Below are 24739 nucleotides of genomic sequence, written 5' to 3'. Positions count from 1 at the left end.
TTCTTTTCCGGGCCGTTCGGAGCGGGTGTGCGGGCCGGTCACGGCGGGTGCGCGGGTCGCTCGTCTCAGTCGAACTGGTCGCCCAGCGCCATGACCATGACGCCCGCGACGGCCGTCCACAGCGCCCTGCGGGTGCGTCCGCGCACCCCCAGCGCCGCCGCCAGGGCACAGACGGCCGCCCCGCAGGCGTAGGCCACGGGGACCAGGGCCGGGGCGGTGCCGACGGCCCGGAGCAGGGCTGCGGCCGTACCGGCGGCGGCGAGCACGGCGCCGGTGCCGACGGCGGCCCGGCGGGCCCGCCGCGCCCGCTCGGCGAGGAACTCCTCGTCATCGCCCTCGTGGGCGTCCTCGGCCGTCCCGGCCTCGGCCGCTTCCGCCGCTTCTGTCTCCTCCCCGGCCGTGTCCGGGGCGGTCCGCGTGTCCGGGGGCACGTCGGAATCCGGGCGTCCACTCATGGCGCCGGAGCGTAGCGCCCCGCCTCCGGAAACCCGGATGCGGGGGCACCCGGCCCGCTGTTAGCGTCCCCGGGTCCGACACTCCCGCGGCAGTGGGCCGCCGGCCGAAGCAGGTGCTTGATGCTTGTCCGTCCGATCTCCGACGCGCCTCCGCCCCTCTTCACGGCCTCAAGGAGCCCCTTCACCGATGTCGGACCTCACACCGCACACCTCGCACGACGACCTCGCTAGCCGCCTCAGCCTCCCCCGGTACCCCCGCAGCGGCGCCTACGACCCCCGCTGGACCATCGACAACCAGATGGGCCCGCACGCGCTGTGGCTGCTGGAGTGGCTCGCCCCCGCCCTCGGCCCGGACGCCCTGCGCCCCGGCGCCCGCGTGCTCGACCTGGGCTGCGGCCGCGCCATGACGTCCGTCTTCCTGGCGCGGGAGTACGACGTCCGGGTCACCGCCGCCGACCTGTGGACCGAGCCGGACGAGAACGCCCGCCGGATCGCCGAGGCGGGCCTCGCCGACCGCGTCCTGCCCGTCCACGCGGAGGCGCACGCCCTGCCCTTCGGGGCGGGGACCTTCGACGCGATCGTCTCCGTCGACGCGTACCAGTACTTCGGCACCGACGACCTGTATCTGCCGACGCTGACCCGGCTGCTGAAGCCCGGCGGGCGGATCGGGATCGTCGTCCCCTCGGTCTCCGAGGAGATCGGGGGCACTGAGCCGCCGGAGCACCTGAAGCCCTACTGGGAGCCCGCGTTCTGGTGCTTCCACAGCCCCGCCTGGTGGCACCGCCACTGGACCCGCAGCGGCGCCGTGGACGTCGAGACGGCCGACTGGCTGGAGGACGGCTGGCGGGAGTGGCTGCTGTGGTGCGACGTGGTCGCCGAGCACCACACCGACGAGTTCCACGTGCGGACGAGCCGGGAGAGCGCGCGGATGCTGCGCGCCGACCAGGGCCGCACGCTGGGCTTCACCCGCGTGGTGGGCCGCCGCCGCTAGCGCGCCGCGCGGGAAGAGGACGCACGAGAAGGGGGACGCACCCGCCGGGTGCGTCCCCCTCCCTCTTGTCGTACGGGCTCAGCCCTCGACGCCCAGCTTCTGCAGGATCAGTTCCTTCACCCGGGCCGCGTCCGCCTGGCCGCGCGTGGCCTTCATGACCGCGCCGACCAGCGCACCGGCCGCGGCGACCTTGCCGCCGCGGATCTTGTCCGCGACGGCCGGGTTGCCGGCGATCGCCTCGTCGACGGCGGCGGTGAGCGCACCCTCGTCGGAGACGACCTTCAGGCCGCGCTTCTCGACGACCTCGTCCGGCGCGCCCTCACCGGCGAGGACACCCTCGATGACCTGGCGGGCCAGCTTGTCGTTCAGGTCGCCCTCGGCCACCAGCTCGGTGACGCGGGCCACCTGCGCCGGGGTGATCGCCAGCTCGTCCAGCGCCTTGCCGGACTCGTTGGCGCTGCGGGCCAGCTCGCCCATCCACCACTTGCGGGCGGAGGCCGCGTCGGCTCCGGCCTCGATCGTGGCGACGATCAGGTCCAGCGCACCGGCGTTGAGGATGGCCTGCATGTCGGTGCCGGAGATCCCCCACTCCTCGCGGAGCCGGTTGCGGCGCACCAGCGGCAGTTCGGGGAGCTGCGCGCGCAGCTTCTCGACCCACTCGCGGGACGGGGCGACCGGGACCAGGTCGGGCTCCGGGAAGTACCGGTAGTCCTCGGCCTCCTCCTTCACCCGGCCGGAGGTCGTGGACCCCGTGTCCTCGTGGAAGTGCCGGGTCTCCTGGACGATCGTCCCGCCGTCGTTCAGCACGGCCGCGTGGCGCTGGATCTCGAACCGGGCGGCGCGCTCCACCGACCGCAGCGAGTTGACGTTCTTGGTCTCGGAGCGCGTGCCGAACTTCTCGGCGCCCTTCGGCATCAGCGACAGGTTGACGTCGCAGCGCATCTGGCCCATCTCCATGCGGGCCTCGGACACGCCGAGCGCCCGGATGACCTCGCGCAGCTCGCGGACGTACGCCCGCGCGACCTCGGGGGCCCGCTCGCCCGCGCCCACGATGGGCTTGGTGACGATCTCGATGAGCGGGATGCCGGCGCGGTTGTAGTCGAGCAGGGAGTGGGACGCGCCGTGGATGCGGCCCGTGGCTCCGCCGACGTGCGTCGACTTGCCGGTGTCCTCCTCCATGTGGGCGCGCTCGATCTCCACGCGGAAGACCTCGCCGTCCTCCAGCTGCACGTCGAGGTAGCCGTCGAAGGCGATCGGCTCGTCGTACTGGGAGGTCTGGAAGTTCTTCGGCATGTCCGGATAGAAGTAGTTCTTCCGGGCGAAGCGGCACCATTCGGCGATCTCGCAGTTCAGCGCGAGGCCGATCTTGATCGCGGACTCGACGCCGGTCGCGTTGACGACCGGGAGCGCGCCGGGCAGGCCGAGGCAGACCGGGCAGGTCTGGGTGTTCGGGTCGGCGCCGAGCGCGGTCGAGCAGCCGCAGAACATCTTGGTCTTGGTGCCGAGTTCGACATGGACCTCGAGGCCCATGACGGGGTCGTACGACGCGAGTGCGTCCTCGTACGACACCAGGTCGGTCGTGGTGGTCACGGTGAAAACTTCCCTCTCAGCCCAGCAGGACGTCGTCGTCGCCCAGCCGCTTCAGCTCGCGGTAGAGGATGGCGAGACTGGTGACGATCGCGGCGGCGGACACGGTGGCGTCGATCAGGACCAGGGTGTCCTTCTCCACGCGCGCCTTCTTCAGCCGCTTGGCGACGCCGACCGCGCCGAACGCGGTGGCGGCCATGGACAGGTACGTACCGGACCGGGACTTCTTGAAGCCCTTGGCCTTGGTCAGTGCACTCACAGCGACGGAGCCTCCTCGAGCAGCGGGTGGCCCCACTTTTCCACGAAGGCGGCCTCGACGGCGGCACCGACCTTGTAGAGGCGGTCGTCCTTCATGACCGGGGCGATGATCTGCAGTCCGACCGGCAGGCCGTCCTCCGGCGCGAGACCGCAGGGCAGCGACATGGCGGCGTTGCCCGCCAGGTTGGTCGGGATGGTGCACAGGTCGGCGAGGTACATCGCCATCGGGTCGTCGGCGCGCTCGCCGATCGGGAAGGCGGTGGTCGGGGTCGTCGGGGAGACGATCACGTCGACCTGCTCGAAGGCCTGGTCGAAGTCCCGCTTGATGAGCGTGCGGACCTTCTGGGCGCTGCCGTAGTACGCGTCGTAGTAGCCGGAGCTGAGCGCGTACGTGCCGAGCATGATGCGGCGCTTGACCTCGTCGCCGAAGCCGGCCTCGCGGGTCAGCGAGGTGACCTCCTCGGCGGAGTGCGTGCCGTCGTCGCCGACGCGCGCGCCGTAGCGCAGGCCGTCGAAACGGGCGAGGTTGGAGGAGCACTCGGAGGGCGCGATCAGGTAGTACGCGGACAGCGCCAGGTCGAAGGACGGGCAGTCCAGCTCGACGATCTCGGCGCCCAGCTCCTTGAGCAGCTCGACCGACTCGTCGAACCGCTGGACGACGCCGGCCTGGTAGCCCTCGCCCCGGAACTGCTTGACGACGCCGACGCGCATGCCCTGGACGCTGCCGTTGCGGGCGGCCTCCACGACCGGCGGGACCGGCTCGTCGATGGAGGTGGAGTCCATCGGGTCGTGCCCGGCGATCACCTCGTGCAGCAGGGCCGCGTCCAGGACCGTGCGGGCGCAGGGGCCACCCTGGTCGAGGGAGGAGGAGAACGCCACCATGCCGTAGCGGGACACCGCGCCGTACGTCGGCTTGACGCCGACCGTGCCGGTGACGGCGGCCGGCTGGCGGATGGAGCCGCCGGTGTCGGTGCCGATGGCGAGCGGCGCCATGTGCGCGGCCAGCGCGGCGGAGGAACCGCCGCCGGAGCCGCCGGGGATGCGGGTGAGGTCCCACGGGTTGCCGGTGGGGCCGTAGGCGCTGTTCTCGGTGGAGGACCCCATGGCGAACTCGTCCATGTTGGTCTTCCCGAGGATGACGACGTCGGCGGCCTTCAGGCGCCTGGTGAGCGTCGCGTCGTACGGCGGGATCCAGCCCTCGAGGATCCTGGAGCCGACGGTGGTCGGGACGCCCTCGGTGGTGAAGATGTCCTTCAGCGCGAGGGGGACGCCGGCCAGCGGGCCGAGCTTCTCGCCGCGCTCGCGCTTCTCGTCGACGGCGCGGGCCTGCGCGAGGGCGCCCTCACGGTCGACGTGCAGGAAGGCGTGCACCTTCTCGTCGACGGCCTCGATGCGGGCCAGGTGGGCCTCGGTGACCTCGACCGCGGTCAGCTCGCCGGAGGCGATCTTCGCGGCGGTCTCGGCCGCGGTGAGCTTGATGATGTGATCGCTCATGGCGTTCTACTCCTCCCCCAGGATCTGCGGCACCTTGAAACGCTGCTGCTCCTGGGCCGGGGCGCCGGAGAGCGCCTGCTCGGGGGTGAGCGAGGGACGGACCTCGTCGGCCCGCATGACGTTCGTCAGCGGGAGCGGGTGCGAGGTCGGCGGTACGTCTTGGTCGGCGACCTCGCCGACGCGGGCGACCGCGCCGATGATGTCGTCGAGCTGGCCTGCGAAGTGGTCGAGCTCTTCGGGCTTCAGCTCCAGACGCGCCAGCCGGGCGAGGTGGGCGACCTCCTCGCGCGTGATGCCAGGCATGCAGCGATCCTCTGGGGTGAGTGTGTGTGGTTTGGGGCCAATCCTATGGGGCGGGCGGGCGTGCCCGTGAAACCCTTCCCCGGCCACCGGTCACCACGGCCGTCCGGTCCCTCCCGGCCCCGGCGTCCCACGCCGTCCGGAGGGCCTCGCCCCCGGGCACCCGGGTCCCGGACGTCCCCGCGGCCGGCGCGCCTCCCGGTTCACGGCGTCACGCCGCCTGCCGGCGGGTGTCCTCCGGCCGTTCCTCGGCCGCCTTTCGGTCACCCGGCCACCCGGGCGTCCTCGCCCTCGGGTGTGTCCGGCCCCCGGAAGCCCGGCCTCGGGCCCCCTGGCCTTCCCCTCCCAGGTCCCGACCCTCGGAGCCCGAGGGCTCGCGCACCCCGGCCCTCGGACGTCTAGTCCTCCGCCGTGCCCGTCGCCGCGGGGAGTGCCGCCGCCGGGCGTTGCCAGCCTCGGGAGCCCCGGGCGAGGAGCCAGGCCGTCGTCTCGTCCGGGGGCATCGCCGCTGCGACCAGCCAGCCCTGGACCGCGTCGCAGCGCAGGTCGCGGAGGCGTTCCCAGGTCTCGTCGTCCTCGACGCCCTCCGCGACCACCAGCAGGCCCAGCGAGTGGGCCAGGTCGATGGTGCAGCGCACGATCTCCGCGTCCTCCGCGTCGAACGCCAGCCGCGCCACGAACGAGCGGTCGATCTTCAGCTCGCTCACCGGCAGCCGCCGCAGATGCACCAGCGACGAGTAGCCGGTGCCGAAGTCGTCGAGGGACATCTTCACGCCGTGCCCGGTCAGCGCGTTGAGCGTGTCGGCGGCCCGCGTCGGGTCCTCCAGCAGCACGTGCTCGGTGATCTCCAGCTGGAGCGCGCCCGCGGGCACCCCGTACCGGGCCAGCCGTGCGGCGACGGAGCCGGCGAAGCCGGGGCTGTGGACGTCGCGCGGCGAGACGTTGACGGCGACCGGGACGAACAGCCCCTGGGAGCGCCACTCGGCGACCTGCCCGAGCGCGGTCTCCAGCACGTACTCGGTGAGCTGCGGCATCAGCCCGGACGACTCGGCCATCGCTATGAACTCGTCCGGGGGGACCCGGCCGCGCTCCGGGTGCACCCACCGCACCAGCGCCTCGAGGCCGGAGACCTGGCCGTCGAAGCGGACCTTCGGCTGGTAGTGCAGCTCCACCTCGTGCGCGTCGAGGGCGCGGCGCAGATCGCCCAGCAGGCCCAGCCGGTCGGGGGTGTTGGAGTCCCGCTTGGACTCGTACGCCTCGACGCCCGTGCGGTCCCGCTTGGCCTGGTACATCGCCACGTCCGCCCGCCGCAGCAGCCCCTCGGCGTCGGCCGCGTGGTCCGGGAAGACGGCGACTCCCGCGCTCGCCTCCAGGACGAGGGTGAGCCCGTCGAGGTCGAGCGGGGAGCTGAGGGCCGCGACGAGACCACGGGCGGCGCGGGTCGCGGACGTCGTGGAGTCCGCGGCGGGCAGTAACACGGCGAACTCGTCGCCGCCGAGCCGCGCGGCCTCCGCCCCGCGCGGCAGGGCCAGTCTCAGCCGGTCGGCGATCTGCAGCAGCAGCCGGTCGCCGGCGAGATGGCCGAGGGTGTCGTTGACCGACCGGAAGCGGTCGAGGTCGATGAGCATGAGCGCGGCGCGGGAGCCGGCCCGCTCCGCGTCGTCCAGCGCGGTCCAGATGCGCTCCTGCAGCCACTGCCGGTTGGGCAGCCCGGTCAGCGGGTCGCGCAGCTGCTCCTCGGCCCGCGCGCGGGCTATCCACAGGGTGGAGTCGAGGGCGATCAGCGGGATGGCGAACAGCGGCAGCAGGACGGGCTTGGCGTCGGCGACCACGCACACCAGCGGGGCGATGCCGAGCAGGGCGACCGCGACGAGGCCCTGGCGGACCAGGGCGGTGCGGGCGACGGTGGGCAGTCCCGAGCGGGGGGTGTGCAGGTACCACAACAGGGTGCGGGTGACCGAGAGATAGACGGCGGCGACGAGCACCACCCCGGGACCGGTGTACAGGGTCCAGGTGTCCGGGGTGGACGGCGACTCGACGGACGGCACGGTGCCGAAGGCGGCCAGGACGAGCGCTCCGGCGCCGATGCCGAGCAGGTCGACCGCGCCGTGCAGCACGCCCTGCCGCCACCGGCCCCGGCGGGCTATGCCGACCAGGACGACGACGGTGAGGCTGACCATGCCGGCCGGGACCCAGCCGTAGAGCAGCAGCACGGCGAGGGTGAGGGCCGCGCCGGAGCCGGTGCCGCCCCACCAGCGGGAGCGGCCCAGCATCACGAGGTGGCCGACGACGATGCCGGTGAGCACCGCCAGCGACCAGCCGACGGTGCCGGACGGGAAGAGGGCGTGCCCTCCGGTGAAGGCCCGCAGGAAGCCGGCGCCGAGGACGAAGCCGGCCGCCGCGACGACCGCGGTGGGCAACGCGGGCCAGGACGGGTGCCGTTCGGTCTCCGCGCCGGCCTCCCCGATGCCGTGCCCGCCGGCCGGGCGTGCCGCGCCGGCGCCGCGCGCGTCCGCGGCGCCCGCCCCGGCGCGCCCCCGCGCGTCCGGTCGCTGCGCGGGCCGCCCGTCCTCACGGCCGCGCCGCCGGGCGACCGCCAGGCGGCGCAGGCGCAGCCGTGAGCCCGGGGCGGCGCTCTCGGTCGGTTCCATTCCCGTCCCTCTCACAGCCGGCGGTGCCCACGCCACGCGGCCCGATGCCCGACATCCCTCAGCGGCTCCACCGTGGAAAGCCCTTCCCCGGACCCGTCACGGGTACGGGGGTTGCCCCGGCCGCAACTGGGCACGGCAGGCGCACCTCTCAACAGTAGGCCGCGGAAGGCCTGTACGGGCACCGGTCGTCGACGGTTGCCCGAATGCGCCCCAGCCACCCGTATGCATCTGGTATGCGCCGATCAGGTGGTCTTCAACCGTTACTCCTCGGCCGAAAGAGCGGCGTCGGCCGCGGCGTCGGGCCCCTGCTCCAGAAGCACCGTGAAACCGTCCTCGTTCAGAACCGGCACCTTCAACTGCATCGCTTTGTCATATTTCGACCCGGGGTTGTCGCCCACGACGACGAACGACGTCTTCTTGGACACCGATCCGGTCACCTTGGCGCCCCGGTTCTGCAGCGCCTCTTTCGCGCCATCCCGGGTGAAGTTCTCCAGCGTCCCCGTCACCACGACCGTGAGTCCTTCGAGCGGACGGGGGCCCTCGTCCTCGCCGGACCGCTCGTCCTCCATGCGGACGCCGGCCGCCTTCCACTTGCGGATGATCTCCCGGTGCCAGTCCTCGGCGAACCACTGCTTGAGCGAGGCGGCGATGATCCCGCCGACGCCCGGGGTGGCAGCCAGTTCCTCCTCCGACGCCTGCTCGATGCGGTCGACGGACCGGAACTCGCGGGCCAGCGCCTCCGCCGCCACCGGGCCGACGTGACGGATCGACAGCGCGGTGAGCATCCGGGCCAGCGGGCGGTCCTTGGCCGCCGCGATGTTCTCCAGCATCGCCAGGGCGTTCTTCTTCGGGGCGCCCTCCTGGTTGGCGAAGACCGTGACGATCTTCTCCTCGCCGGTCTTCGGGTCCCGCTTGGGCAGCCCGCTGTCCTGGTCGAGGACGTACGCCTTGATGGGCAGCAGCTGCTCGACGGTGAGGTCGAACAGGTCGCCCTCGTCCTTCAGCGGCGGCTCCTTCGGCTCCAGCGGGCTGGTGAGCGCCGTGGCGGCGACGTACCCGAAGTGCTCGATGTCCAGCGCCTTGCGGCCGGCGAGGTAGAACAGCCGCTCGCGCAACTGGGCCGGACACGTGCGGGCGTTGGGACAGCGCAGGTCGACGTCGCCCTCCTTCATCGGCCGCAGCGGCGTGCCGCACTCGGGGCACTCGGACGGCATCACGAACTCCCGCTCGCTGCCGTCCCGCAGGTCGGCCACCGGCCCGAGGATCTCGGGGATGACGTCACCGGCCTTGCGCAGCACCACCGTGTCGCCGATCAGCACGCCCTTGGCCTTCACCACGTCCTGGTTGTGCAGCGTGGCGAACTCGACCTCCGAGCCGGCCACCGTCACCGGCTCGACCTGCGCGTACGGGGTGACGCGGCCGGTGCGGCCGACGCCCACCCGGATGTTCACCAGCTTGGTGTTGACCTCCTCCGGCGCGTACTTGTACGCGATGGCCCAGCGCGGGGCGCGCGAGGTGGTGCCGAGGCGTCCCTGGAGCGGGATCTCGTCGAGCTTGACCACGACGCCGTCGATCTCGTGCGCCACCGAGTGGCGGTTCTCGCCGTAGTGCGCGATGAACTCCCGCACGCCCCCCAGGCCGTCGACCACCCTGTTGTGCGGGGACGTCGGCAGGCCCCACTCCTTCAGCAGGCCGTAGGCCTGGGAGAGCCGGGTCAGGCCCTTGTAGCCCTCGAGCACGCCGATGCCGTGCACCACCATGTGCAGCGGGCGGGTGGCGGTGACCCGCGGGTCCTTCTGGCGCAGCGAACCGGCCGCCGCGTTGCGCGGGTTGGCGAACGGCTTGTCGCCGGCCTCCACCAGGCGGGCGTTGAGGCCCTGGAACTTCTCCATCGGGAAGTAGACCTCGCCGCGGATCTCCACGACGTCGGGCACCTTGTCGCCCTTGAGGCGGTCCGGGATCTCGGCGATCGTGCGGACGTTGGGCGTGATGTCCTCGCCGGTGCGGCCGTCGCCGCGGGTCGCCGCGCGGACCAGCCGGCCGCGCTCGTAGGTGAGGTTGACCGCCAGGCCGTCGACCTTCAGCTCGCACAGGAAGTGGTAGGTCTGGTCGCCCAGCTCCCGGTGGATGCGGTCGGCCCAGGAGGCGAGGTCCTCGTCGTTGAACGTGTTGTCCAGGGAGAGCATCCGGGAGCGGTGCTCGACGGAGGTGAACTCCGTCTCGTAGGAGCCGGCGACCTTCTGGGTCGGCGACTCCGGCGTGCGCAGCTCCGGGTGGCGCTCCTCCAGCTCCTCGAGCTCGCGCAGGAGGCGGTCGAACTCCGCGTCGCTGATGACGGGCGCGTCGTTCACGTAGTACCGGAAGCGGTGCTCCTCGATCTGCTCGGCGAGCGTGGCGTGCCGCTCCCGCGCTTGTGCGGGCACGCTCGTCGTCTCCGCTTGCTTGTCGCCGGCCACCGTGTGTCCTCCCGTTACTCAGGGTTGTCCGCGAGGGATCTCGCCGCCCGGACGCAGTGGGCGTAGGCCGAGCGCGCGTACCCCGGGGACGCCCCCGCGAGTCCGCACGCCGGGGTGACCGTGACCGCCTCCGGAAGAAGTCCCGGCCGCAGCCCCAGCCTGCGCCAGAGCGTCCTGACCCCCATGACGCTACCGGCAGGGTCCGACAACGGGCCGTCCGTGCCCGGCACGACGCCGGCGAACAGCCGGGTCCCGGCCTCCACGGCCTCCCCGATCGCCTCGTCGTCACGCTCGGTGAGAAGGGAGAGGTCGAACGAGACCGCCGCCGCTCCGGCGCGGCGCAGCAGGGCGAACGGGACGTCCGGGGCGCACGAGTGGACCACGACCGGCCCGCCGTCGTGCACGCCGACGACGTCGCGCAGGGCGGCCTCGACGATCTGCCGGTCGACGGCGCGGTGGGTGCGGTAGCCGCTGGCGGTCCTGATCCGTCCGCGCAGGACCGCGGTGAGGGACGGTTCGTCGAGCTGGAGGACGAGCCGCGCGCCGGGGACGCGGCGGCGCACCTCGTCGAGGTGCAGCCGCAGGCCCTCGGCGAGGGAGGCGGCGAGGTCGCGGCAGGCGCCGGGGTCGGAGAGGACGGCCTCGCCGTTCCTCAGCTCCAGGGACGCGGCGAGGGTCCAGGGGCCGACCGCCTGGACCTTCAGCAGTCCTTCGTAGCCCTGCGTGAACTCCTCCAGCGCGTCGAGGTCCTCACCGAGCCAGGAGCGGGCGCGGCGGGTGTCCCGGCCCGGACGGTCGCCGATCCGCCAGCCGCTGGGCTCCACGCGCGCGTAGAGCTCGACGAGCAGGCCGGCGGTGCGGCCGATCATGTCGGCGCCGGGGCCGCGGGCGGGGAGTTCGGGGAGGTGGGGGAAGTCCTCGAAGCTGCCGGTGGCCGCCTTGGCGGCCTCTCTGGCGTCGGTGCCGGGGAGGGAGCCGACGCCGGTGGCGGAGGCGGGTGGGAGGTGAAGGGTGTCGTTCACACGGGAAGCGTACGCAGAGGGCGGCGGGGGGTTTCGCCCCCGCCGCCCCTTCCCTTCCCGTCCCTGGGGCCGCGCCCCAGACCCCCTTCGGCCCTTCGGGCCTCGTCCTCAAGCCCCGGACGGGCTGGAGTCACCGGACCGGCTCACAGGAGTTCAGCGTCCTGGCCGGACCGTCAGGTCGTTGACCTCCGCGTCCCTCGGGAGGTCCAGAGCCATGACGATCGTCGTGGCGACCGACTCGGGGTCGATCCACTTCGCCGGGTCGTACTCCTTGCCCTCCTGCTGGTGGACCTTGGCCTGCATGGGGCTGGCGGTGCGGCCGGGGTAGACCGAGGTGACGCGGACGCCGCCCGCGTGCTCCTCCGCCCGGAGGGAGTCGGCGAGGGCCTTCAGGCCGTGCTTGGACGCCGCGTAGGCGGACCAGTCGGCGTGGGCGTTCAGGCCGGCGCCGGAGTTGACGAAGACCACGTGGCCGCGGCTCGCGCGGAGCTGGGGCAGGAAGTGGCGGGTCAGTTCGGCGGGGGCGACGAGGTTGACGTTGAGCTGGTGGCGCCAGCTCTTCGGAGTGAGGTCGCCGACCGGGCCGAGGTCGACGACGCCCGCGACGTGCAGCAGCGAGTCCACCCGGTCGGGCAGCGACTGGTGGGAGAACGCCCAGCTCAGCCGGTCGGGGTCGGCCAGGTCGCCGACCAGGGTGCGGGCACCGGGGAACTCGGCGGCCAGCTCCTTCGCACGGCCGGCGTCGCGCGCGTGGAGCACGAGGTCGTCCCCGCGCGCGTGCAGGCGGCGCGCGACGGCCGCGCCGATGCCGGAGCCGGCTCCGGTGATCACATGTGTAGCCATGACCGCCATGCTCGCATCACCGCGGGGTCAGGCGACGCCCAGGCTCTCCTCCAGGTGGGCCAGCGCGCCGACCGGCTCCTCGGCGAAGAAGACCAGTTCGCCGAGCGGGCGGGGCAGGAAGCCCTCGTCCTCCATGCGGCGGAACTGCTCCTTGAGCCCGTCGTAGAAGCCCGCGGTGTTGAGCAGCACCACCGGCTTGTCGGTGTGGCCGTGCTTCTTCAGCTCCAGGATCTCGGTCGCCTCGTCGAGGGTGCCGGTGCCGCCCACCATGATGACGACGGCGTCGGCCTTCTCCAGCAGCAGCCTCTTGCGCTCGGCGAGGTCCTTGGCGACCACCATCTCGTCGACGCCGGCGCGGGCCTTCGCCGCGAGGAACTCCACCGAGACGCCGAGGAGCCGGCCGCCGGCCTCCTCCACCCCGTCGGCGACGACCTTCATCAGGCCGACGTCCGAGCCGCCCCAGACCAGGGTGTGGCCGCCCTTGCCGAGCAGGCGCGCGAACTCCCGCGCGGGGCGTGTGTAGCGGTCGGCGAGGTCGGCGGCGGAGAGGAAGACGCAGATGTTCACGGGCGTCAGCCTACGCTCGGGAAGAAGGCCGCCTCGAGGGGCGCTGCAGGGGGAGGGACGACTGTCGAAGGAGGACGCCGTGACCACAGGCCATCGCATCACCGTGGAGCCCGGGGACCGGCACGTGCGCGTGGTGCGCGACGGGCGGGTGCTGGCGGAGAGCGACCGGGCGCTGGTGCTGCACGAGACGGGCTGTCCCGTGCGCTACTACATCCCGCCCGAGGACGTGCGGCTCGACCTGCTGACGCCGTCCGCGACGCACACGTACTGCCCGTTCAAGGGGACCGCGTCGTACTGGTCGCTGCCGGACGCCCCCGACCTGGTGTGGGCGTACCCGGAGCCGAAGCCGGCGGTGGCCCCGATCAAGGACCACCTGTGCTTCTACGACGTGGAAGCGGACTGACCGCTCCCGTCGGGTGCGATCGGCGGACGCGCCGCCCGCCTCACCGACGATTCCCGCGCCGTGCGGCAGTCTGGTGAGACATGGACCAGAACATCTCCTCGCGCGACGGCACCTCCCTCGCCTACGAGAGCGCCGGGCGCGGCGCCACGATCGTCCTCGTCAGCGGCGCGATGTCCACGGGCGCCACGGTGGCGCCGCTGGCCGCCCCGCTCTCCGAGCGGTTCCGGGTGGTGGTCTACGACCGCCGCGGCCGGGGCGCGAGCGGTGACACGCCGCCGTACGCGGTGGAGCGCGAGGTGGAGGACCTGGCGGCGCTGATCGAGGCGACGGGCGGCGAGGCGGCGCTGTACGGCGTCTCCTCGGGCGGCGCGCTGGCGCTGCGGGCGGCGGCGAGCGGGCTGCCCGTGCGTCAGGTCGCGGTGTACGAGACGCCGTACGCCCTGTCGGAGGAGCACCTCGCGGAGCGCGCCCGGTACACCGAGCGGCTGACGGCGGCCCTGGAGGAAGGGCGGCGGGGCGACGCGGTGGAGCTCTTCCTCCGGCTCACCGGACTGGGCGACGGGGTGATCCGGAGCGCGCGGCAGTCGCCGATGTGGGCCGGCATGGAGCCACTGGCGCCGAGCCTGGCGTACGACGACGCGGTGATGGGCGACGGGGGCGTGCCGCGGGAGATGCTGGCGTCGGTCGAGGTGCCGGTGCTGTCGATCGCGGGCGACGCGAGTCCCGCGTGGATGCGTCAGGCGGCGCGGGCGATCGCGGAGTCGGTCCCCCGGGGCGCGTACCGCACCCTGGGGGGCCAGACCCACATGGCCGAACCGGATGTCCTGGCGCCGGTGCTGGCGGAGTTCTTCTCGCGGTGATCCGGTCCGCGGTGGCCTTCGGGCCCGTGTCCAGCGGGCGCCGGCGGTCGGCGCCGGTCCGGGCGCTCCGGCAGGCGGCGGCCGGGCGGGACCGGCGGCGTCCGGGCCGGCGTGGGCGGCGGGCACGGGCGGGCGCGGACGCCGTGGTCCTGTCCGTGGCGCGACGCGTCGGGGGCTCGGTCCGTCGGAAGTGGACGGCACGGCGGTGCCGTACGGCGCCGCCCGCATCCGCGGCGCACAGACCGTGCGCCTGCCCCGGCCTGCTCCGGACCGCCCGTGCGTCAGACCGTCGTGGCCCGCTCCGTCGCCCGCTCCGTGGAGGCGATGGTCGCCGAGCCCACCACGCGCGTGCCGTCGTACAGGACGACCGCCTGGCCGGGGGCGACGCCGCGGACCGGCTCGGTGAAGCGCACGCGCAGCTCCTCGCCGACGAGTTCCGCCGTCACCTCGGTCTCGTCGCCGTGGGCGCGCAGCTGGGCGGTGTAGGTGCCGGGGCCGGTGGGGGCGGCGCCGCACCAGCGGGGGCGGACGGCGGTGAGGGCGCCGACGTCCAGGGCGGCCGCGGGGCCGACGGTGACGGTGTTGGTCACCGGGGAGATGTCGAGGACGTAGCGCGGCTTGCCGTCCGGGGCGGGGGTGCCGATCCTGAGGCCCTTGCGCTGGCCGATGGTGAAGCCGTAGGCGCCCTCGTGGGTGCCGATCCTGGCGCCGGACTCGTCGACGATGTCGCCCTCCGCCTTGCCGAGACGCCTGGCGAGGAAGCCCTGGGTGTCGCCGTCGGCGATGAAGCAGATGTCGTGCGAGTCGGGCTTCTTGGCGACGGAGAGTCCGCGGCGCTCGGCCTCCGCGCGGATCTCCTCCTTCGTGGTGACCGTGTCGCCGAGCGGGAACATGGCGTGGGCGAGCTGGCGGTCGTCGAGCACGCCGAGGACGTAGCTCTGGTCCTTGGCCAGGTCGGAGGCGCGGTGCAGCTCGCGGGTGCCGTCCTCGCGGAGGATCACCTTGGCGTAGTGGCCGGTGCAGACGGCGTCGAAGCCGAGCGCGAGCGCCTTGTCGAGCAGCGCGGCGAACTTGATCTTCTCGTTGCAGCGCAGGCACGGGTTGGGGGTGCGGCCGGCCTCGTACTCGGCGACGAAGTCCTCGACGACGTCCTCGCGGAAGCGGTCGGCGAGGTCCCACACGTAGAAGGGGATGCCGATGACGTCGGCGGCCCGGCGGGCGTCGCGGGAGTCCTCGATGGTGCAGCAGCCCCGCGCGCCGGTGCGGAACGACTGGGGGTTCACGGAGAGCGCGAGGTGGACGCCGGTCACGTCGTGGCCCGCTTCGGCCGCGCGGGCGGCGGCGACGGCGGAGTCGACGCCTCCGGACATGGCGGCCAGGACGCGGAGGGGGCGGGTGGGCTGCGGGGTGTCAGTCATAGCCCCTCCAGGGTACGGGGGCGCGGGAACCACGGCCGCCGCATATGCGTTCACGATCACATGGGGGTCAGAGGAGCATCCGAGGACGGCGACCGGCGCATCGGGCGGCGCGCCCTGATCGTGGGCGGGCTGGCGGCAGCGGCGGGGACGGCGGCGCTGGCGCGCGACGAGCTGGCGCGGCTGTGGTGGCGGCTGCCCGGGGTCGACAAGCCGCGCACCCCGGGCGCGGTCGACTTCGCGGGCGCCCGCTGGGTGGCGGCCTCGGACGCCAACTGGCGCGGCGCGGACCGGCCCGACGACTACGGCATCGACATGGTGATCGTGCACGTCACGCAGGGCAGCCTGGACAGCGCGGTGAGGGCGTTCCAGAACCCGGGCCACCAGGCGGCGGCGCACTACATCGTCGGCAAGGACGGCAGGGTCACGCAGATGATCCGCGAGCTGGACGTGGCGTACCACGCGGGCAACCGCGACTACAACGAGCGCAGCGTCGGCATCGAGCACGAGGGCTTCGTGGACCGCCCGGAGGACTTCACCGACGAGATGTACGCGGCCTCGGCCCGCCTCACGGCCGGGATATGCGCCCGGTACGGCATACCGGTGGACCGCGAGCACATCCTCGGTCACGTCGAGGTCCCGGGCACCGACCACACGGACCCCGGTCCCCACTGGGACTGGGACCGCTACCTCGGCCTCGTCCGCCGCGCCGGGACGGCGCGGACGGAGGAGAAGCGCTCGGCCGCCCCGGCAGGAGGCCCGGGGAGCCCCGTACCGGGTTCGTAGTCACCCGGAGGGCGCCGGAAGCCGCTCCAGCTCGGCCCCGCCGCTTCAGCTCAGACCCGCCGCCCGCGCGCGTTCCACCGCCGGGCCGATGGCCTTGGCGAGGGCGTCGACGTCGGCGTCGGTCGAGGTGTGGCCGAGGGAGAAGCGGAGGGTGCCGCGGGCGAGGTCGGGGGCGGTGCCGGTGGCGAGGAGGACGTGGCTGGGCTGGGCGACGCCGGCGGTGCAGGCGGAGCCGGTGGAGCACTCGATGCCCTGGGCGTCCAGGAGGAGCAGCAGGGAGTCGCCCTCGCAGCCGGGGAACGTGAAGTGGGCGTTGGCGGGGAGCCGGCCGCCGGGGTCGGGGTCGCCGGCGAGGACGGCGTCGGGGACGGCCTCCAGCACCGCGGCGACCAGGTCGTCGCGGAGCCGTCCGACCTCCAGGGCGAACCGCTCCCGCTGCTCGGCGGCGATCCGCCCGGCGACCGCGAACGAGGCGATCGCCGGCACGTCGAGGGTGCCGGAGCGGACGTGGCGTTCCTGGCCGCCGCCGTGCAGCACGGGCACGGGGGTGTGCTCGCGGCCCAGGACCAGGGCGCCGATGCCGTACGGGCCGCCGATCTTGTGGCCGGAGACGGTCATGGCGGCGAGCCCGGACGCGGCGAAGTCCACCGGGACCTGACCGAAGGCCTGGACCGCGTCGGAGTGCAGGGGGACGCCGAACTCGGCGGCGACGGCGGCGAGTTCGGCGACCGGCAGGATCGTCCCGATCTCGTTGTTGGCCCACATGACGGTGGCGAGGGCGACGTCGTCGGGGTTGCGGGCGATGGCCTCGCGCAGCGCCTCGGGGTGGACCCGGCCGTGTGCGTCGACGGGGAGGTACTCGACGGCGGCGCCCTCGTGCGCGCCGAGCCAGTCGACGGCGTCGAGGACGGCGTGGTGCTCGACGGGGCTGGCGAGGACCCGGGTGCGGGCCGGGTCGGCGTCGCGGCGCGCCCAGTACAGGCCCTTCACGGCGAGGTTGTCGGCCTCCGTGCCGCCGGAGGTGAAGACGATCTCGCTGGGGCGGGCGCCGAGGGCTTCGGCGAGGGTCTCGCGGGCCTCCTCGACGGTGCGCCGGGCGCGGCGGCCGGCCGCGTGCAGGGAGGAGGCGTTGCCGGTGACGCCCAGGTGCGCGGTGAGCGCCTCGACCGCCTCGGGCAGCATCGGGGTGGTCGCGGCGTGGTCGAGGTAAGCCATGGTGGGGCCGATTCTACGGGCCCGGTGCACGACACACGGATCGCGGTGGCCGGGACGCGGCACCTCTGCGGGGGCCTCGCCGGGGCGTCCGGTCAGAAGCTCCAGGAGAGCGTGCCGTCCGCCTGCATGAACGCGGCGAGGACGACGAGGTCGGCGATGCCGAGGCCGAGGCCGAGCAGGGCGCGGCCGCGGCGGGCGGTGCCCCGCCGCAGGGCGACGGACGCCAGCACGATGGCGGCCGGGCCGAGGAAGACGTTGAGGACGAGCAGGCCGAGCAGGCCCAGGACGAAGGACGCGACGGCCATGCCGTCGGTGTCGCGGATGCCGGTGCGGCGGCCGGCCGGTGCGGTGAGCTGCATGGTGATCGGCTCCTGCGGTCGGTCGGAGGGGGAGCGGAGGGGCGGCGTGCGTCCCCGCGACGCGCGGTACGCGGGACGCGACGCGCGCGGGTCACTGCGCCGAGCTGCGGCGGTCGCGGCCCTGGCGCTCGCGCAGGGCGAAGACGCCGAGCCAGACGGCGATGACGGCGCCGGCGGTGACGGAGAAGGTGAGCGGCGCGTGCGCGACGGTGCCGAGGACGACGCCCAGCAGCAGGAGCGCGGCGACGAGGAACAGCATGGGTCGGACCCCCTGTTCGAGTGAACGACTGCAGTGACATCTGTTCACTGACTACCCAGTACAACACCGTCCTCACTTCTCGGCGCCGCCCTCACTTCTCAACGGGGGAGAACAGTTGTTGACTGCGGGGCATGAGTCCCACGACCGGCATCCGGCAGGCCCAGAAGCGGAAGACCCGGCAGGCACTCCTCGACGCGGCGCTCGGGCTGCTGGAGGGGCAGAGCCTGAGCAGCCTGGGCCTGCGTGAGGTCACCCGTGCCGTGGGCATCGCGCCGACCGCCTTCTACCGGCACTTCCGGTCGGTCGAGGACCTGGGCGTGGCACTGGTCGAGGAGGCCCTGGGCAGCCTGCACCCGGTGATCCGGACGACGGTGTCCTCCTCCGGCGACGGGGAGGAACGCATCGCGCGCGCCATCGGGCTGATCGCCGGCCATGTGGACGCGTACCCCGCACACGTACGGTTCATCGCCCGGGAACGGCACGGCGGGGTGCGTCCGGTCCGCGAGGCGATACGGGAGCGGCTGGCGCGGTTCACGGCGGAGGTCGCTCAGGCGCTGGCCGGGGACGCGGAGTCGGCGGGCTGGAGCGCCGAGGACCTGCTGATGCTCGCGCAGCTCCACGTGGACCAGATGCTGATCACGGCCTCGCTCCTCCTGGAGGCGTCGGCGGGTTCGCCCGAGGCCCGGGAGCGGGCGTCGGAGGTGGCGGCGCGTCAGCTGCGGCTGATCCAGGTGGGGCGGCGGCACTGGCTCGACGGGACGGCCGCGGCCGGGGGGGCGGTGACCCGGCGAAGGGGCGGCGGGGGTCGTCCATGACCTCCGCCACCCCTTGTCGTCGGCTCAGCCCAGACGTACCCGGGCCAGCTGGCGGGACTGGGCGACGAGGCGGTCGGCGCTGTCCCAGACCTCGGCGTCCTCCTCCAGGAAGCCGCCCGCCAGGTTGCGGGTGGTGACGGACACGCGCAGGGGGCCGGGGGCCGGGCGGCAGCGCACATGGACGGTCAGCTCGACCGTGGGCACCCAGCCGGTCAGGCCCATCTCGAAGGCGGTCGGCGGCAGCGCGTCCACCGCGAGCAGCAGCGCCAGCGGGTCGGGGTCCCGGCCGTCGGCGAGACCGAACCAGGCCCGCATCTCGCCCTTGCCGGACGGCTGTCCGAGGGCCCAGCCGAGCGTCGACGGGTCGAGCTTCAGCATCAGCCGGCCGGTGATCTCGGAGCTGCCGTCGACCGGGGCGGGGCCGTCCTCGGGACCGAAGCACCGGTCCATCGGCGGCAGCGCGGGCGGTACGGCCGTCGTCCGGACGTCGTCGGGGAGGGAGTCCAGGTCGCCGTAGGAGGCGAGGACCCGGATGCGCTCCACCTCGTCGCCCCGCTCGTCGAGCTGGAAGAGGGACGCCTGCCCGGTGGACAGCGTGCGCCCGGTGCGGACGGTCTCGGTGCGGACGACCGCCGGGCCCGGCTGGGAGGCCGTCAGGTAGTGCGCGGAGACGGTGAACGGGTCGGAGTGCGGCAGCGTGTCCGCGAGCGCGCGGCCCAGGACGGCCAGCAGGTAACCGCCGTTGACGGCGTTGATGATCGTCCATCCGGCGGAGAGGTCGATGTCGTAGACGCCGGGTTCCCGCGCGGTGAGCGCGGTGTCGCGGTCGAACTCACTGTCACCGATGACGGCCCGGGTGGCCTGGGCGGAGGCTGCTTCTGGCATGGGTGAACAGTACAAGAAGATGATACTAAGCGGTAGCTTTGCGTCGCCCGGTGGACGTGACGCCCCTGCGGTCAGGCGGGCGGCTGCTCCTCGGTGACCGTCGAACGCCGGTGCCAGGCGCGGGGCGCCCGCCAGTGGTAGCGCATCGCGAGCAGTCGCAGCACGAAGGCGGTGACGGCGGCGGCGGTGCTGGTCACCGGGTTGAGCACGTCGAAGCGCAGGCACAGGGCGACCATGGTCGCGCCGACGATGGCGGGCACCGCGTACAGGTCGCGGTCCCAGCGCAGCAGCGAGGGCACCTCGTTGGCGAGCACGTCGCGCAGCACACCGCCGCCCACCGCGGTGGCCAGGCCCAGACAGGCGGAGGCGGTGAGGCCGAGCCCGTAGTCGTACGCCTTGGTGGTGCCGACGACGCAGAAGAGGCCGAGGCCGGCCGCGTCGAAGACGTTCACGGCGGTCTGGATGCGTTCGACGTGCGGGTGCAGGAAGAACACGAGGACGGTGGCCAGCAGCGGGGTGACGAAGTACCCGAGATCCGTGAAGGCGGCGGGCGGCACCGCGCCGATGATCAGGTCGCGGAAGAGACCGCCGCCCAGGGCGGTGATCTCGGCCAGCACGGCGATCCCGAACACGTCGAAGTTCTTCCGGACGGCCAGCAGGGCGCCGGAGATGGCGAAGACGAAGATGCCGATCAGGTCGAGCGTGTGCAGGACGGACGGGCTGAACAGTTGCTGAAGCACTTACATAGTGTGGCGCAGAAAGGACCCCTCACCTTGCAAAGCAAGGTGAGGGGTCCTTTCCGGTGCCGATCAGACAGCCTTCTCGGGCTCCTCCTCGGACACCTCAGGCTTGGCGGGCTCCCCCGCCTTGGCCGGCTCCTCCGCCTTGGCCGGCTTCTCCGCCTTCGCGGGCTCCTCCGCCTTCGCGGGCTCCTCCGCCTGCACCGGGATCTTGGCCGGACTGTCCTTGACCGCTGTGTCCTCGGCCGCGGTGCCCTTGGCCACGACGTCCGTCTCCGGGTTGTCGTCGACGCCCTCGCGGGTGGCCGAGACGACCTCGCCCTGGGTCAGCCGCAGCTTGCCGGACGCGATGTCCTCCGCGTAGTGGCACGCCACCCGGTGGCCGCCGCCGATGTCCCGCAGCTGGGGGCGCTCGGTCGAGCAGCGCTCGGCCTGGGCCCACGGACAGCGGGTGTGGAACCGGCAGCCGCTGGGCGGGTTCGCCGGGGAGGGCAGGTCGCCGGTGAGCAGGATGCGCTCGCGCTTGTCCTCCACCTCCGGGTCGGGCACCGGCACGGCCGACATCAGGGCCTTGGTGTACGGGTGCTTCGGCTCGGCGTAGAGCGCGTCGCTCGGCGCCTCCTCGACCAGCGCGCCCAGGTACATCACGCCGATCACGTCGGAGATGTGGCGGACCACCGCGAGGTCGTGGGCGATCACCACGTAGGTCAGGCCGAGTTCCTCCTGGAGCTCCTCCAGCAGGTTGATGACCTGGGCCTGGACCGACACGTCGAGCGCGGAGACCGGCTCGTCGCAGATGATCACGTCCGGTTCGAGGACGAGGGCGCGGGCGATGCCGATGCGCTGCCGCTGGCCGCCGGAGAACTCGTGCGGGTAGCGGGCGAGCGCGTTGGAGGGCAGGCCGACCTTGTCCAGGATGGCCTTGATCTTCTCGCGGCGCTCTTCCTGGTCCTTGCCGATGCCGTGGGCGATCATGCCCTCGGACAGGATCGACTCGATGTTCTGCCGCGGGTTGAGCGAGCCCAGCGGGTCCTGGAAGACCATCTGGAGCCGGCGCCGGAAGCGGCGCATCTCCTCGCCGGGCAGCTTCGCCAGGTCGGTGCCGTCCAGGACGACCGAGCCCTCGGTGATGTCCACCAGCCGCAGCACCGACCGCCCGAGGGTGGTCTTGCCGCAGCCGGACTCGCCGACCAGGCCGTAGGTCTGGCCGGCCTCGACCTTCAGGGACACCCCGTCCACGGCGTACACGTGGCCGACCGTGCGGTCGAACAGGACGCCCTTCTTGATGGGGAAGTGGACCTTGACGCCGTCCAGTTCGAGCAGGCTCATGCGGGGACCTCCTCGGCCTTCGCGTCGTCGAGTACGGGGTTGACGCACCGCACCTGGTGACCGGCGGCGCGCGGCTCGGTGAGCTGCGGGGTGCCGGTCAGGCAGCCCATCTCGTACCGGTCGCAGCGGGGCGCGAAGGCGCAGCCGTCGGCCCAGGCGATGCGGTCGTTGATCGAGCCGCGGATGGGGTTGAGCGGCTCGCCCCGGGGCGCGTCGAGCCGCGGGATGGAGCCCAGCAGTCCGTGCGCGTAGGGGTGGGTGGGGTGGGCGAACAGCTCGCGGCGCCCGGCGGACTCCACGACCTTGCCCGCGTAGAGCACGTTGACCTGGTCGCAGAGGCCCGCGACCACGCCGAGGTCGTGGGTGATCATCAGCAGGGCGGTGCCCTCCTGGTCCACGAGCTCCTTCAGCAGCTCCAGGATCTGCGCCTGGATCGTCACGTCGAGGGCCGTGGTGGGCTCGTCCGCGATGAGCAGGCGCGGGGCGCAGGCCACCGCCATGGCGATCAGCGCGCGCTGGCGCATACCGCCGGAGAGCTGGTGCGGGTACTCCTTGAGCCGCCGGGTCGGGTCGGGGATGCCGACCCGGTCCAGCAGGTGGGCGGCCTCCTTGCGGGCGGCCTCCCCCTTCATCCCGCGGTGGCGCTCCAGGATCTCGGTGACCTGCACGCCGATCGGGACGACCGGGTTCAGCGAGGACAGCGGGTCCTGGAAGATCATCGCCATTTCGCTGCCGCGCAGGTCACGGCGGGCGGACGGGCTCATCGTGAACAGGTCCGTGCCGTTGAACTCGGCACGGCCGCCGAGGGTGAGGCCCTTGGCGGGCAGCAGGCCCATCAGGGCGAGCGAGGTGACGGACTTTCCGCAGCCGGACTCGCCGACCAGGCCCACGACCTGGCCCTGGTCGACCTCGAAGGAGACGCCGTCGACCGCCCGGGACTCCTTGCGGCCCTGGCCGCCGAAGGTGACGGTCAGTTCGTCGACAGTGAGCAGAGACATGGTGGTTCAGCCCCTCAGCTTCGGGTCGAGGGCTTCCCGCATGGCCTCGCCGAGGAGGGTGAAGCCGAGGGCGGTGATGATGATGCCGACGGCGGGGTAGACCGCCATCATCGGCGCGTTGTCGAAGAAACGCTGCGCCTGGGTGAGCATGACGCCCCACTCGGGGATGGCCGGGTCGGGGTTGCCGAGGCCCAGGTAGGACAGGGCGGCCGCCTCGATGATCGCGGTGGCCAGGGAGAGCGTGGCCTGCACGATCACCGGGCTGAGCGAGTTGGGGATGATCTGCGAGAGCACGATGCGCCGCTTGCGCACGCCGAGGGACCTGGCCGCGAGCACGTACTCCGAACCGCCCTGGGCCAGCATGGAGCCGCGCAGCAGCCGGGCGAAGACCGGGATCTGGACCACACCGACGGCGATCATCACGGTGGTCAGCGACTGTCCCATGACGGCCGCGATGGACACGGCCAGCAGCAGCGAGGGCATCGCCAGCATGATGTCGATGAACCGCATGATGACGGAGTCGATGCGCCTGCCCCTGTCACCGCCGAGGGTGGCGAAGGCTCCGGCGAGGCCGCCGATCAGGAAGCCGATGATCAGACCGATCGTCGTGGCGACGACGCCGACGAGCAGGGTCTGACGGGCGCCCACCAGCATGCGGGAGAACATGTCCCGGCCGAGGTGGTCGAGTCCGAACCAGTTCTCGCCGCGCATGCCGACGAACTCGCCCCGGTTGGCGAAGACCTCGTTGCGCCAGGTCTGGGCGGTCGGTGAGTACGGGGCGATGTACGGCCCGATGACCGCGAGGACGATGAACACGGCGATGACGATCGCGCCGACGATCGCCATCTTGCTGCGCTTGAGACGTCGGAACGCCTCCCGCCACAGACTGGCTCCGGTAGTGGTGTCCTTGGTCGCGGCCAGTTCGGCGAGACGCTGGATCTTGTCGGTTTTGGTGGCGACGCTCATTAGTGCACCCGCACTCTCGGGTCGATCAGGCTGTACGCCAGGTCCACCAGCAAGTTGATCAAGACGTAAACCAGCGCGATGAACATGATGAATCCGACGAGCACGGGGTAGTCACGGCCGTCGATCGCGGTCCGGATGAAGGAGCCGATGCCACCGAAGGAGAACACGGACTCGGTCAGGACCGCGCCGGACAGCAGGGAGCCGGTGAGCAGGCCGACCGCCGTCACCACGGGGAGCAGCGCGTTGCGCATCACGTGCCGGCTGCGGACGACACTGCGCTTGAGGCCCTTGGCCTCGGCGGTGCGGACGTAGTCCTCGTCCTGCACCTCGAGCACGCTGGCGCGGGTCATGCGCACGATGACGGCGAGCGGGATGGATGCCAGGGCGACGGCCGGCAGGACCAGGTGGTGGAGGGCGCTCAACGAGGCGTCGAACTCCCCGGTGAGGATGCCGTCCAGGACGGCGAAGCCGGTCACGTCGGTGGCGTTGATACCGGTTTCCTGGCGTCCGTAGCTGGGGAAGATGCCGAGCTGGACGGCGAAGATCTGCTTGAGGATCAGGGCCAGGAAGAAGACCGGGACGCAGATGCCGACGAGGGAGCCGGAAACCGCGCTGACGTCGAGCCACCCGCCGCGGTTGCGGGCCGCGAAGTAGCCGAGGGGCACGCCGACGGCGACCGCGATGAGGATCGCGAGGAGGGACAGCTCCACCGTCGCGGGGAAGCGCAGGACGAACTCGTCCCACACCGGCTGTCCGGTCTGGGTGGAGGTGCCCAGATCGAGCTCGAAGATGCGCTTGAGGAAGCGCCAGTACTGAACGTAGACGGGCTGGTCGAGCCCGAGCGCACGGTTGATGCGCGCCACTTCGGCTTCGGTGGCCTTTTCCCCCAGGATCGCTGAGGCGGGTCCACCGGGCAACCGGTCGAGCCACAGGAAGAGCAGAACCGACAGGCCGAGCAGCGTGGGTATGAGCTGGAGCAGTCTTCGTACGACGAGACGCAGCACCCCGCATGCCCCTTTCTTGCGTGAGGTCTTACATGAATGAACCCGCCCGGCCGCCGAGTTGCGGTGGCCGGGCGGACCCCC

At 72.8% G+C, this 24739-nt stretch carries 25 protein-coding genes; 5 read left to right on the top strand and 20 right to left on the bottom strand.

The window, feature by feature from the left end; translation table 11 throughout:
- Positions 1–65: 65 nt before the first annotated feature.
- A complete protein-coding gene (locus tag ACIQ8B_RS16705; RefSeq protein ID WP_403547547.1) occupies positions 66–455 on the bottom strand; it encodes a hypothetical protein in 390 nt (129 codons plus the stop codon).
- A 187-nt stretch (positions 456–642) separates the two neighbouring features.
- Between ACIQ8B_RS16705 and ACIQ8B_RS16700 the strand changes: the two genes are divergently transcribed.
- On the top strand, positions 643–1446 hold the full coding sequence (locus ACIQ8B_RS16700) for an SAM-dependent methyltransferase (protein WP_403547545.1): 804 nt from the start codon (positions 643–645) through the stop codon (positions 1444–1446).
- A 78-nt stretch (positions 1447–1524) separates the two neighbouring features.
- Here ACIQ8B_RS16700 and gatB read toward each other — a convergent pair whose 3' ends face one another.
- From gatB to ACIQ8B_RS16655, 9 genes are all read right to left on the bottom strand, one after another.
- Entirely contained in the window at positions 1525–3036 is a 1512-nt protein-coding gene (gene gatB / locus ACIQ8B_RS16695) for an Asp-tRNA(Asn)/Glu-tRNA(Gln) amidotransferase subunit GatB (RefSeq protein ID WP_106412304.1), read from the bottom strand.
- Between the two features lie 16 nt (positions 3037–3052).
- A complete protein-coding gene (locus tag ACIQ8B_RS16690) occupies positions 3053–3292 on the bottom strand; it encodes a hypothetical protein (protein WP_290006780.1) in 240 nt (79 codons plus the stop codon).
- Positions 3289–4785, bottom strand: coding sequence for an Asp-tRNA(Asn)/Glu-tRNA(Gln) amidotransferase subunit GatA (gene gatA, locus ACIQ8B_RS16685; RefSeq protein WP_290006781.1), 1497 nt, complete (start codon positions 4783–4785; stop codon positions 3289–3291). Before gatA ends, ACIQ8B_RS16690 begins: the two co-directional genes overlap by 4 nt.
- A gap of 6 nt (positions 4786–4791) precedes the next feature.
- Positions 4792–5088, bottom strand: a complete 297-nt coding sequence (gene gatC, locus ACIQ8B_RS16680) for an Asp-tRNA(Asn)/Glu-tRNA(Gln) amidotransferase subunit GatC (RefSeq protein WP_030421655.1) — start codon at positions 5086–5088, stop codon at positions 4792–4794.
- Positions 5089–5483: 395 nt separating this feature from the next.
- Positions 5484–7736, bottom strand: a complete 2253-nt coding sequence (locus ACIQ8B_RS16675; RefSeq protein ID WP_403547543.1) for a putative bifunctional diguanylate cyclase/phosphodiesterase — start codon at positions 7734–7736, stop codon at positions 5484–5486.
- 260 nt (positions 7737–7996) lie between these two features.
- A complete protein-coding gene (gene ligA, locus ACIQ8B_RS16670) occupies positions 7997–10192 on the bottom strand; it encodes an NAD-dependent DNA ligase LigA (protein WP_403547541.1) in 2196 nt (731 codons plus the stop codon).
- 14 nt (positions 10193–10206) lie between these two features.
- Entirely contained in the window at positions 10207–11214 is a 1008-nt protein-coding gene (locus tag ACIQ8B_RS16665) for a methionine synthase (RefSeq protein WP_403547539.1), read from the bottom strand.
- 153 nt (positions 11215–11367) lie between these two features.
- Positions 11368–12066, bottom strand: coding sequence for an SDR family oxidoreductase (locus tag ACIQ8B_RS16660; RefSeq protein WP_106412310.1), 699 nt, complete (start codon positions 12064–12066; stop codon positions 11368–11370).
- A gap of 18 nt (positions 12067–12084) precedes the next feature.
- The gene (locus tag ACIQ8B_RS16655) at positions 12085–12624 is read right to left on the bottom strand and encodes a TIGR00730 family Rossman fold protein (RefSeq protein ID WP_403547537.1); all 540 of its coding nucleotides are present in this window, start codon (positions 12622–12624) and stop codon (positions 12085–12087) included.
- A 79-nt stretch (positions 12625–12703) separates the two neighbouring features.
- Between ACIQ8B_RS16655 and ACIQ8B_RS16650 the strand changes: the two genes are divergently transcribed.
- Together ACIQ8B_RS16650 and ACIQ8B_RS16645 are read left to right on the top strand one after the other, a co-directional pair.
- Positions 12704–13027: a DUF427 domain-containing protein gene (locus ACIQ8B_RS16650; RefSeq protein WP_290006792.1), complete on the top strand. Its 324-nt coding sequence runs from the start codon at positions 12704–12706 to the stop codon at positions 13025–13027.
- Between the two features lie 80 nt (positions 13028–13107).
- On the top strand, positions 13108–13887 hold the full coding sequence (locus tag ACIQ8B_RS16645; RefSeq protein ID WP_106412312.1) for an alpha/beta fold hydrolase: 780 nt from the start codon (positions 13108–13110) through the stop codon (positions 13885–13887).
- A 281-nt stretch (positions 13888–14168) separates the two neighbouring features.
- Here the strand turns inward: ACIQ8B_RS16645 and mnmA are convergent, their stop codons facing one another.
- Positions 14169–15305 carry a tRNA 2-thiouridine(34) synthase MnmA gene (gene mnmA / locus ACIQ8B_RS16640; RefSeq protein ID WP_403547534.1) on the bottom strand — a complete coding sequence of 379 codons (1137 nt, stop codon included), beginning with the start codon at positions 15303–15305 and terminating at the stop codon, positions 14169–14171.
- Positions 15306–15365: 60 nt separating this feature from the next.
- On the opposite strand from mnmA, the gene ACIQ8B_RS16635 reads away from it, so the two are divergent.
- Positions 15366–16088, top strand: coding sequence for an N-acetylmuramoyl-L-alanine amidase (locus ACIQ8B_RS16635; RefSeq protein WP_391663341.1), 723 nt, complete (start codon positions 15366–15368; stop codon positions 16086–16088).
- A 45-nt stretch (positions 16089–16133) separates the two neighbouring features.
- Here ACIQ8B_RS16635 and ACIQ8B_RS16630 read toward each other — a convergent pair whose 3' ends face one another.
- From ACIQ8B_RS16630 to ACIQ8B_RS16620, 3 genes are all read right to left on the bottom strand, one after another.
- Complete coding sequence (locus ACIQ8B_RS16630) at positions 16134–17303, bottom strand: cysteine desulfurase family protein (RefSeq protein WP_290006797.1); 1170 nt, start codon at positions 17301–17303, stop codon at positions 16134–16136.
- Positions 17304–17395: 92 nt separating this feature from the next.
- Positions 17396–17662, bottom strand: coding sequence for a DUF4190 domain-containing protein (locus ACIQ8B_RS16625; RefSeq protein WP_403547532.1), 267 nt, complete (start codon positions 17660–17662; stop codon positions 17396–17398).
- Positions 17663–17753: 91 nt separating this feature from the next.
- Positions 17754–17921, bottom strand: coding sequence for a hypothetical protein (locus tag ACIQ8B_RS16620; protein ID WP_290006799.1), 168 nt, complete (start codon positions 17919–17921; stop codon positions 17754–17756).
- A gap of 131 nt (positions 17922–18052) precedes the next feature.
- On the opposite strand from ACIQ8B_RS16620, the gene ACIQ8B_RS16615 reads away from it, so the two are divergent.
- Complete coding sequence (locus ACIQ8B_RS16615; RefSeq protein WP_403547530.1) at positions 18053–18736, top strand: TetR family transcriptional regulator; 684 nt, start codon at positions 18053–18055, stop codon at positions 18734–18736.
- A 24-nt stretch (positions 18737–18760) separates the two neighbouring features.
- Here ACIQ8B_RS16615 and ACIQ8B_RS16610 read toward each other — a convergent pair whose 3' ends face one another.
- The 6 genes from ACIQ8B_RS16610 to ACIQ8B_RS16585 all read right to left on the bottom strand — a co-directional run bounded on the left by ACIQ8B_RS16610 (position 18761) and on the right by ACIQ8B_RS16585 (position 24658).
- A complete protein-coding gene (locus ACIQ8B_RS16610; protein ID WP_290006801.1) occupies positions 18761–19621 on the bottom strand; it encodes a thioesterase family protein in 861 nt (286 codons plus the stop codon).
- A 71-nt stretch (positions 19622–19692) separates the two neighbouring features.
- On the bottom strand, positions 19693–20361 hold the full coding sequence (locus tag ACIQ8B_RS16605) for a trimeric intracellular cation channel family protein (RefSeq protein ID WP_403547528.1): 669 nt from the start codon (positions 20359–20361) through the stop codon (positions 19693–19695).
- A 69-nt stretch (positions 20362–20430) separates the two neighbouring features.
- Positions 20431–21690, bottom strand: a complete 1260-nt coding sequence (locus ACIQ8B_RS16600; protein WP_403547526.1) for an oligopeptide/dipeptide ABC transporter ATP-binding protein — start codon at positions 21688–21690, stop codon at positions 20431–20433.
- Complete coding sequence (locus tag ACIQ8B_RS16595; protein WP_290010126.1) at positions 21687–22688, bottom strand: ABC transporter ATP-binding protein; 1002 nt, start codon at positions 22686–22688, stop codon at positions 21687–21689. Before ACIQ8B_RS16595 ends, ACIQ8B_RS16600 begins: the two co-directional genes overlap by 4 nt.
- Positions 22689–22694: 6 nt before the next feature.
- Positions 22695–23654 carry an ABC transporter permease gene (locus ACIQ8B_RS16590; RefSeq protein ID WP_106412323.1) on the bottom strand — a complete coding sequence of 320 codons (960 nt, stop codon included), beginning with the start codon at positions 23652–23654 and terminating at the stop codon, positions 22695–22697.
- Positions 23654–24658, bottom strand: coding sequence for an ABC transporter permease (locus ACIQ8B_RS16585; protein ID WP_106412324.1), 1005 nt, complete (start codon positions 24656–24658; stop codon positions 23654–23656). The genes ACIQ8B_RS16590 and ACIQ8B_RS16585 overlap by 1 nt, the downstream gene beginning before the upstream one ends.
- Positions 24659–24739 lie beyond the last annotated feature (81 nt).

This window comes from Streptomyces sp. NPDC096105 (genome assembly GCF_044763335.1).
Lineage (GTDB): Bacteria > Actinomycetota > Actinomycetes > Streptomycetales > Streptomycetaceae > Streptomyces.
The sequence above is the reverse complement of the archived record's forward strand: the minus strand, read 5'-3'. Positions and strand labels throughout refer to the sequence as shown.

Excerpts from the sequence above, each read along its gene's own strand:
- ACIQ8B_RS16675 (WP_403547543.1), bottom strand. The coding sequence starts at position 7,736 with ATGGAACCGACCGAGAGCGCCGCCCCGGGCTCACGGCTGCGCCTGCGC.
- ACIQ8B_RS16610 (WP_290006801.1), bottom strand. The coding sequence starts at position 19,621 with ATGCCAGAAGCAGCCTCCGCCCAGGCCACCCGGGCCGTCATCGGTGAC.
- ACIQ8B_RS16700 (WP_403547545.1), top strand. The coding sequence starts at position 643 with ATGTCGGACCTCACACCGCACACCTCGCACGACGACCTCGCTAGCCGC.
- ACIQ8B_RS16645 (WP_106412312.1), top strand. The coding sequence starts at position 13,108 with ATGGACCAGAACATCTCCTCGCGCGACGGCACCTCCCTCGCCTACGAG.
- ACIQ8B_RS16615 (WP_403547530.1), top strand. The coding sequence starts at position 18,053 with ATGAGTCCCACGACCGGCATCCGGCAGGCCCAGAAGCGGAAGACCCGG.
- gatA (WP_290006781.1), bottom strand. The coding sequence starts at position 4,785 with ATGAGCGATCACATCATCAAGCTCACCGCGGCCGAGACCGCCGCGAAG.
- ACIQ8B_RS16635 (WP_391663341.1), top strand. The coding sequence starts at position 15,366 with ATGGGGGTCAGAGGAGCATCCGAGGACGGCGACCGGCGCATCGGGCGG.
- gatC (WP_030421655.1), bottom strand. The coding sequence starts at position 5,088 with ATGCCTGGCATCACGCGCGAGGAGGTCGCCCACCTCGCCCGGCTGGCG.
- mnmA (WP_403547534.1), bottom strand. The coding sequence starts at position 15,305 with ATGACTGACACCCCGCAGCCCACCCGCCCCCTCCGCGTCCTGGCCGCC.
- ACIQ8B_RS16625 (WP_403547532.1), bottom strand. The coding sequence starts at position 17,662 with ATGCAGCTCACCGCACCGGCCGGCCGCCGCACCGGCATCCGCGACACC.
- ACIQ8B_RS16660 (WP_106412310.1), bottom strand. The coding sequence starts at position 12,066 with ATGGCGGTCATGGCTACACATGTGATCACCGGAGCCGGCTCCGGCATC.
- ACIQ8B_RS16590 (WP_106412323.1), bottom strand. The coding sequence starts at position 23,654 with ATGAGCGTCGCCACCAAAACCGACAAGATCCAGCGTCTCGCCGAACTG.
- ACIQ8B_RS16705 (WP_403547547.1), bottom strand. The coding sequence starts at position 455 with ATGAGTGGACGCCCGGATTCCGACGTGCCCCCGGACACGCGGACCGCC.
- ACIQ8B_RS16595 (WP_290010126.1), bottom strand. The coding sequence starts at position 22,688 with ATGTCTCTGCTCACTGTCGACGAACTGACCGTCACCTTCGGCGGCCAG.
- ACIQ8B_RS16620 (WP_290006799.1), bottom strand. The coding sequence starts at position 17,921 with ATGCTGTTCCTCGTCGCCGCGCTCCTGCTGCTGGGCGTCGTCCTCGGC.
- ACIQ8B_RS16630 (WP_290006797.1), bottom strand. The coding sequence starts at position 17,303 with ATGGCTTACCTCGACCACGCCGCGACCACCCCGATGCTGCCCGAGGCG.
- ACIQ8B_RS16600 (WP_403547526.1), bottom strand. The coding sequence starts at position 21,690 with ATGAGCCTGCTCGAACTGGACGGCGTCAAGGTCCACTTCCCCATCAAG.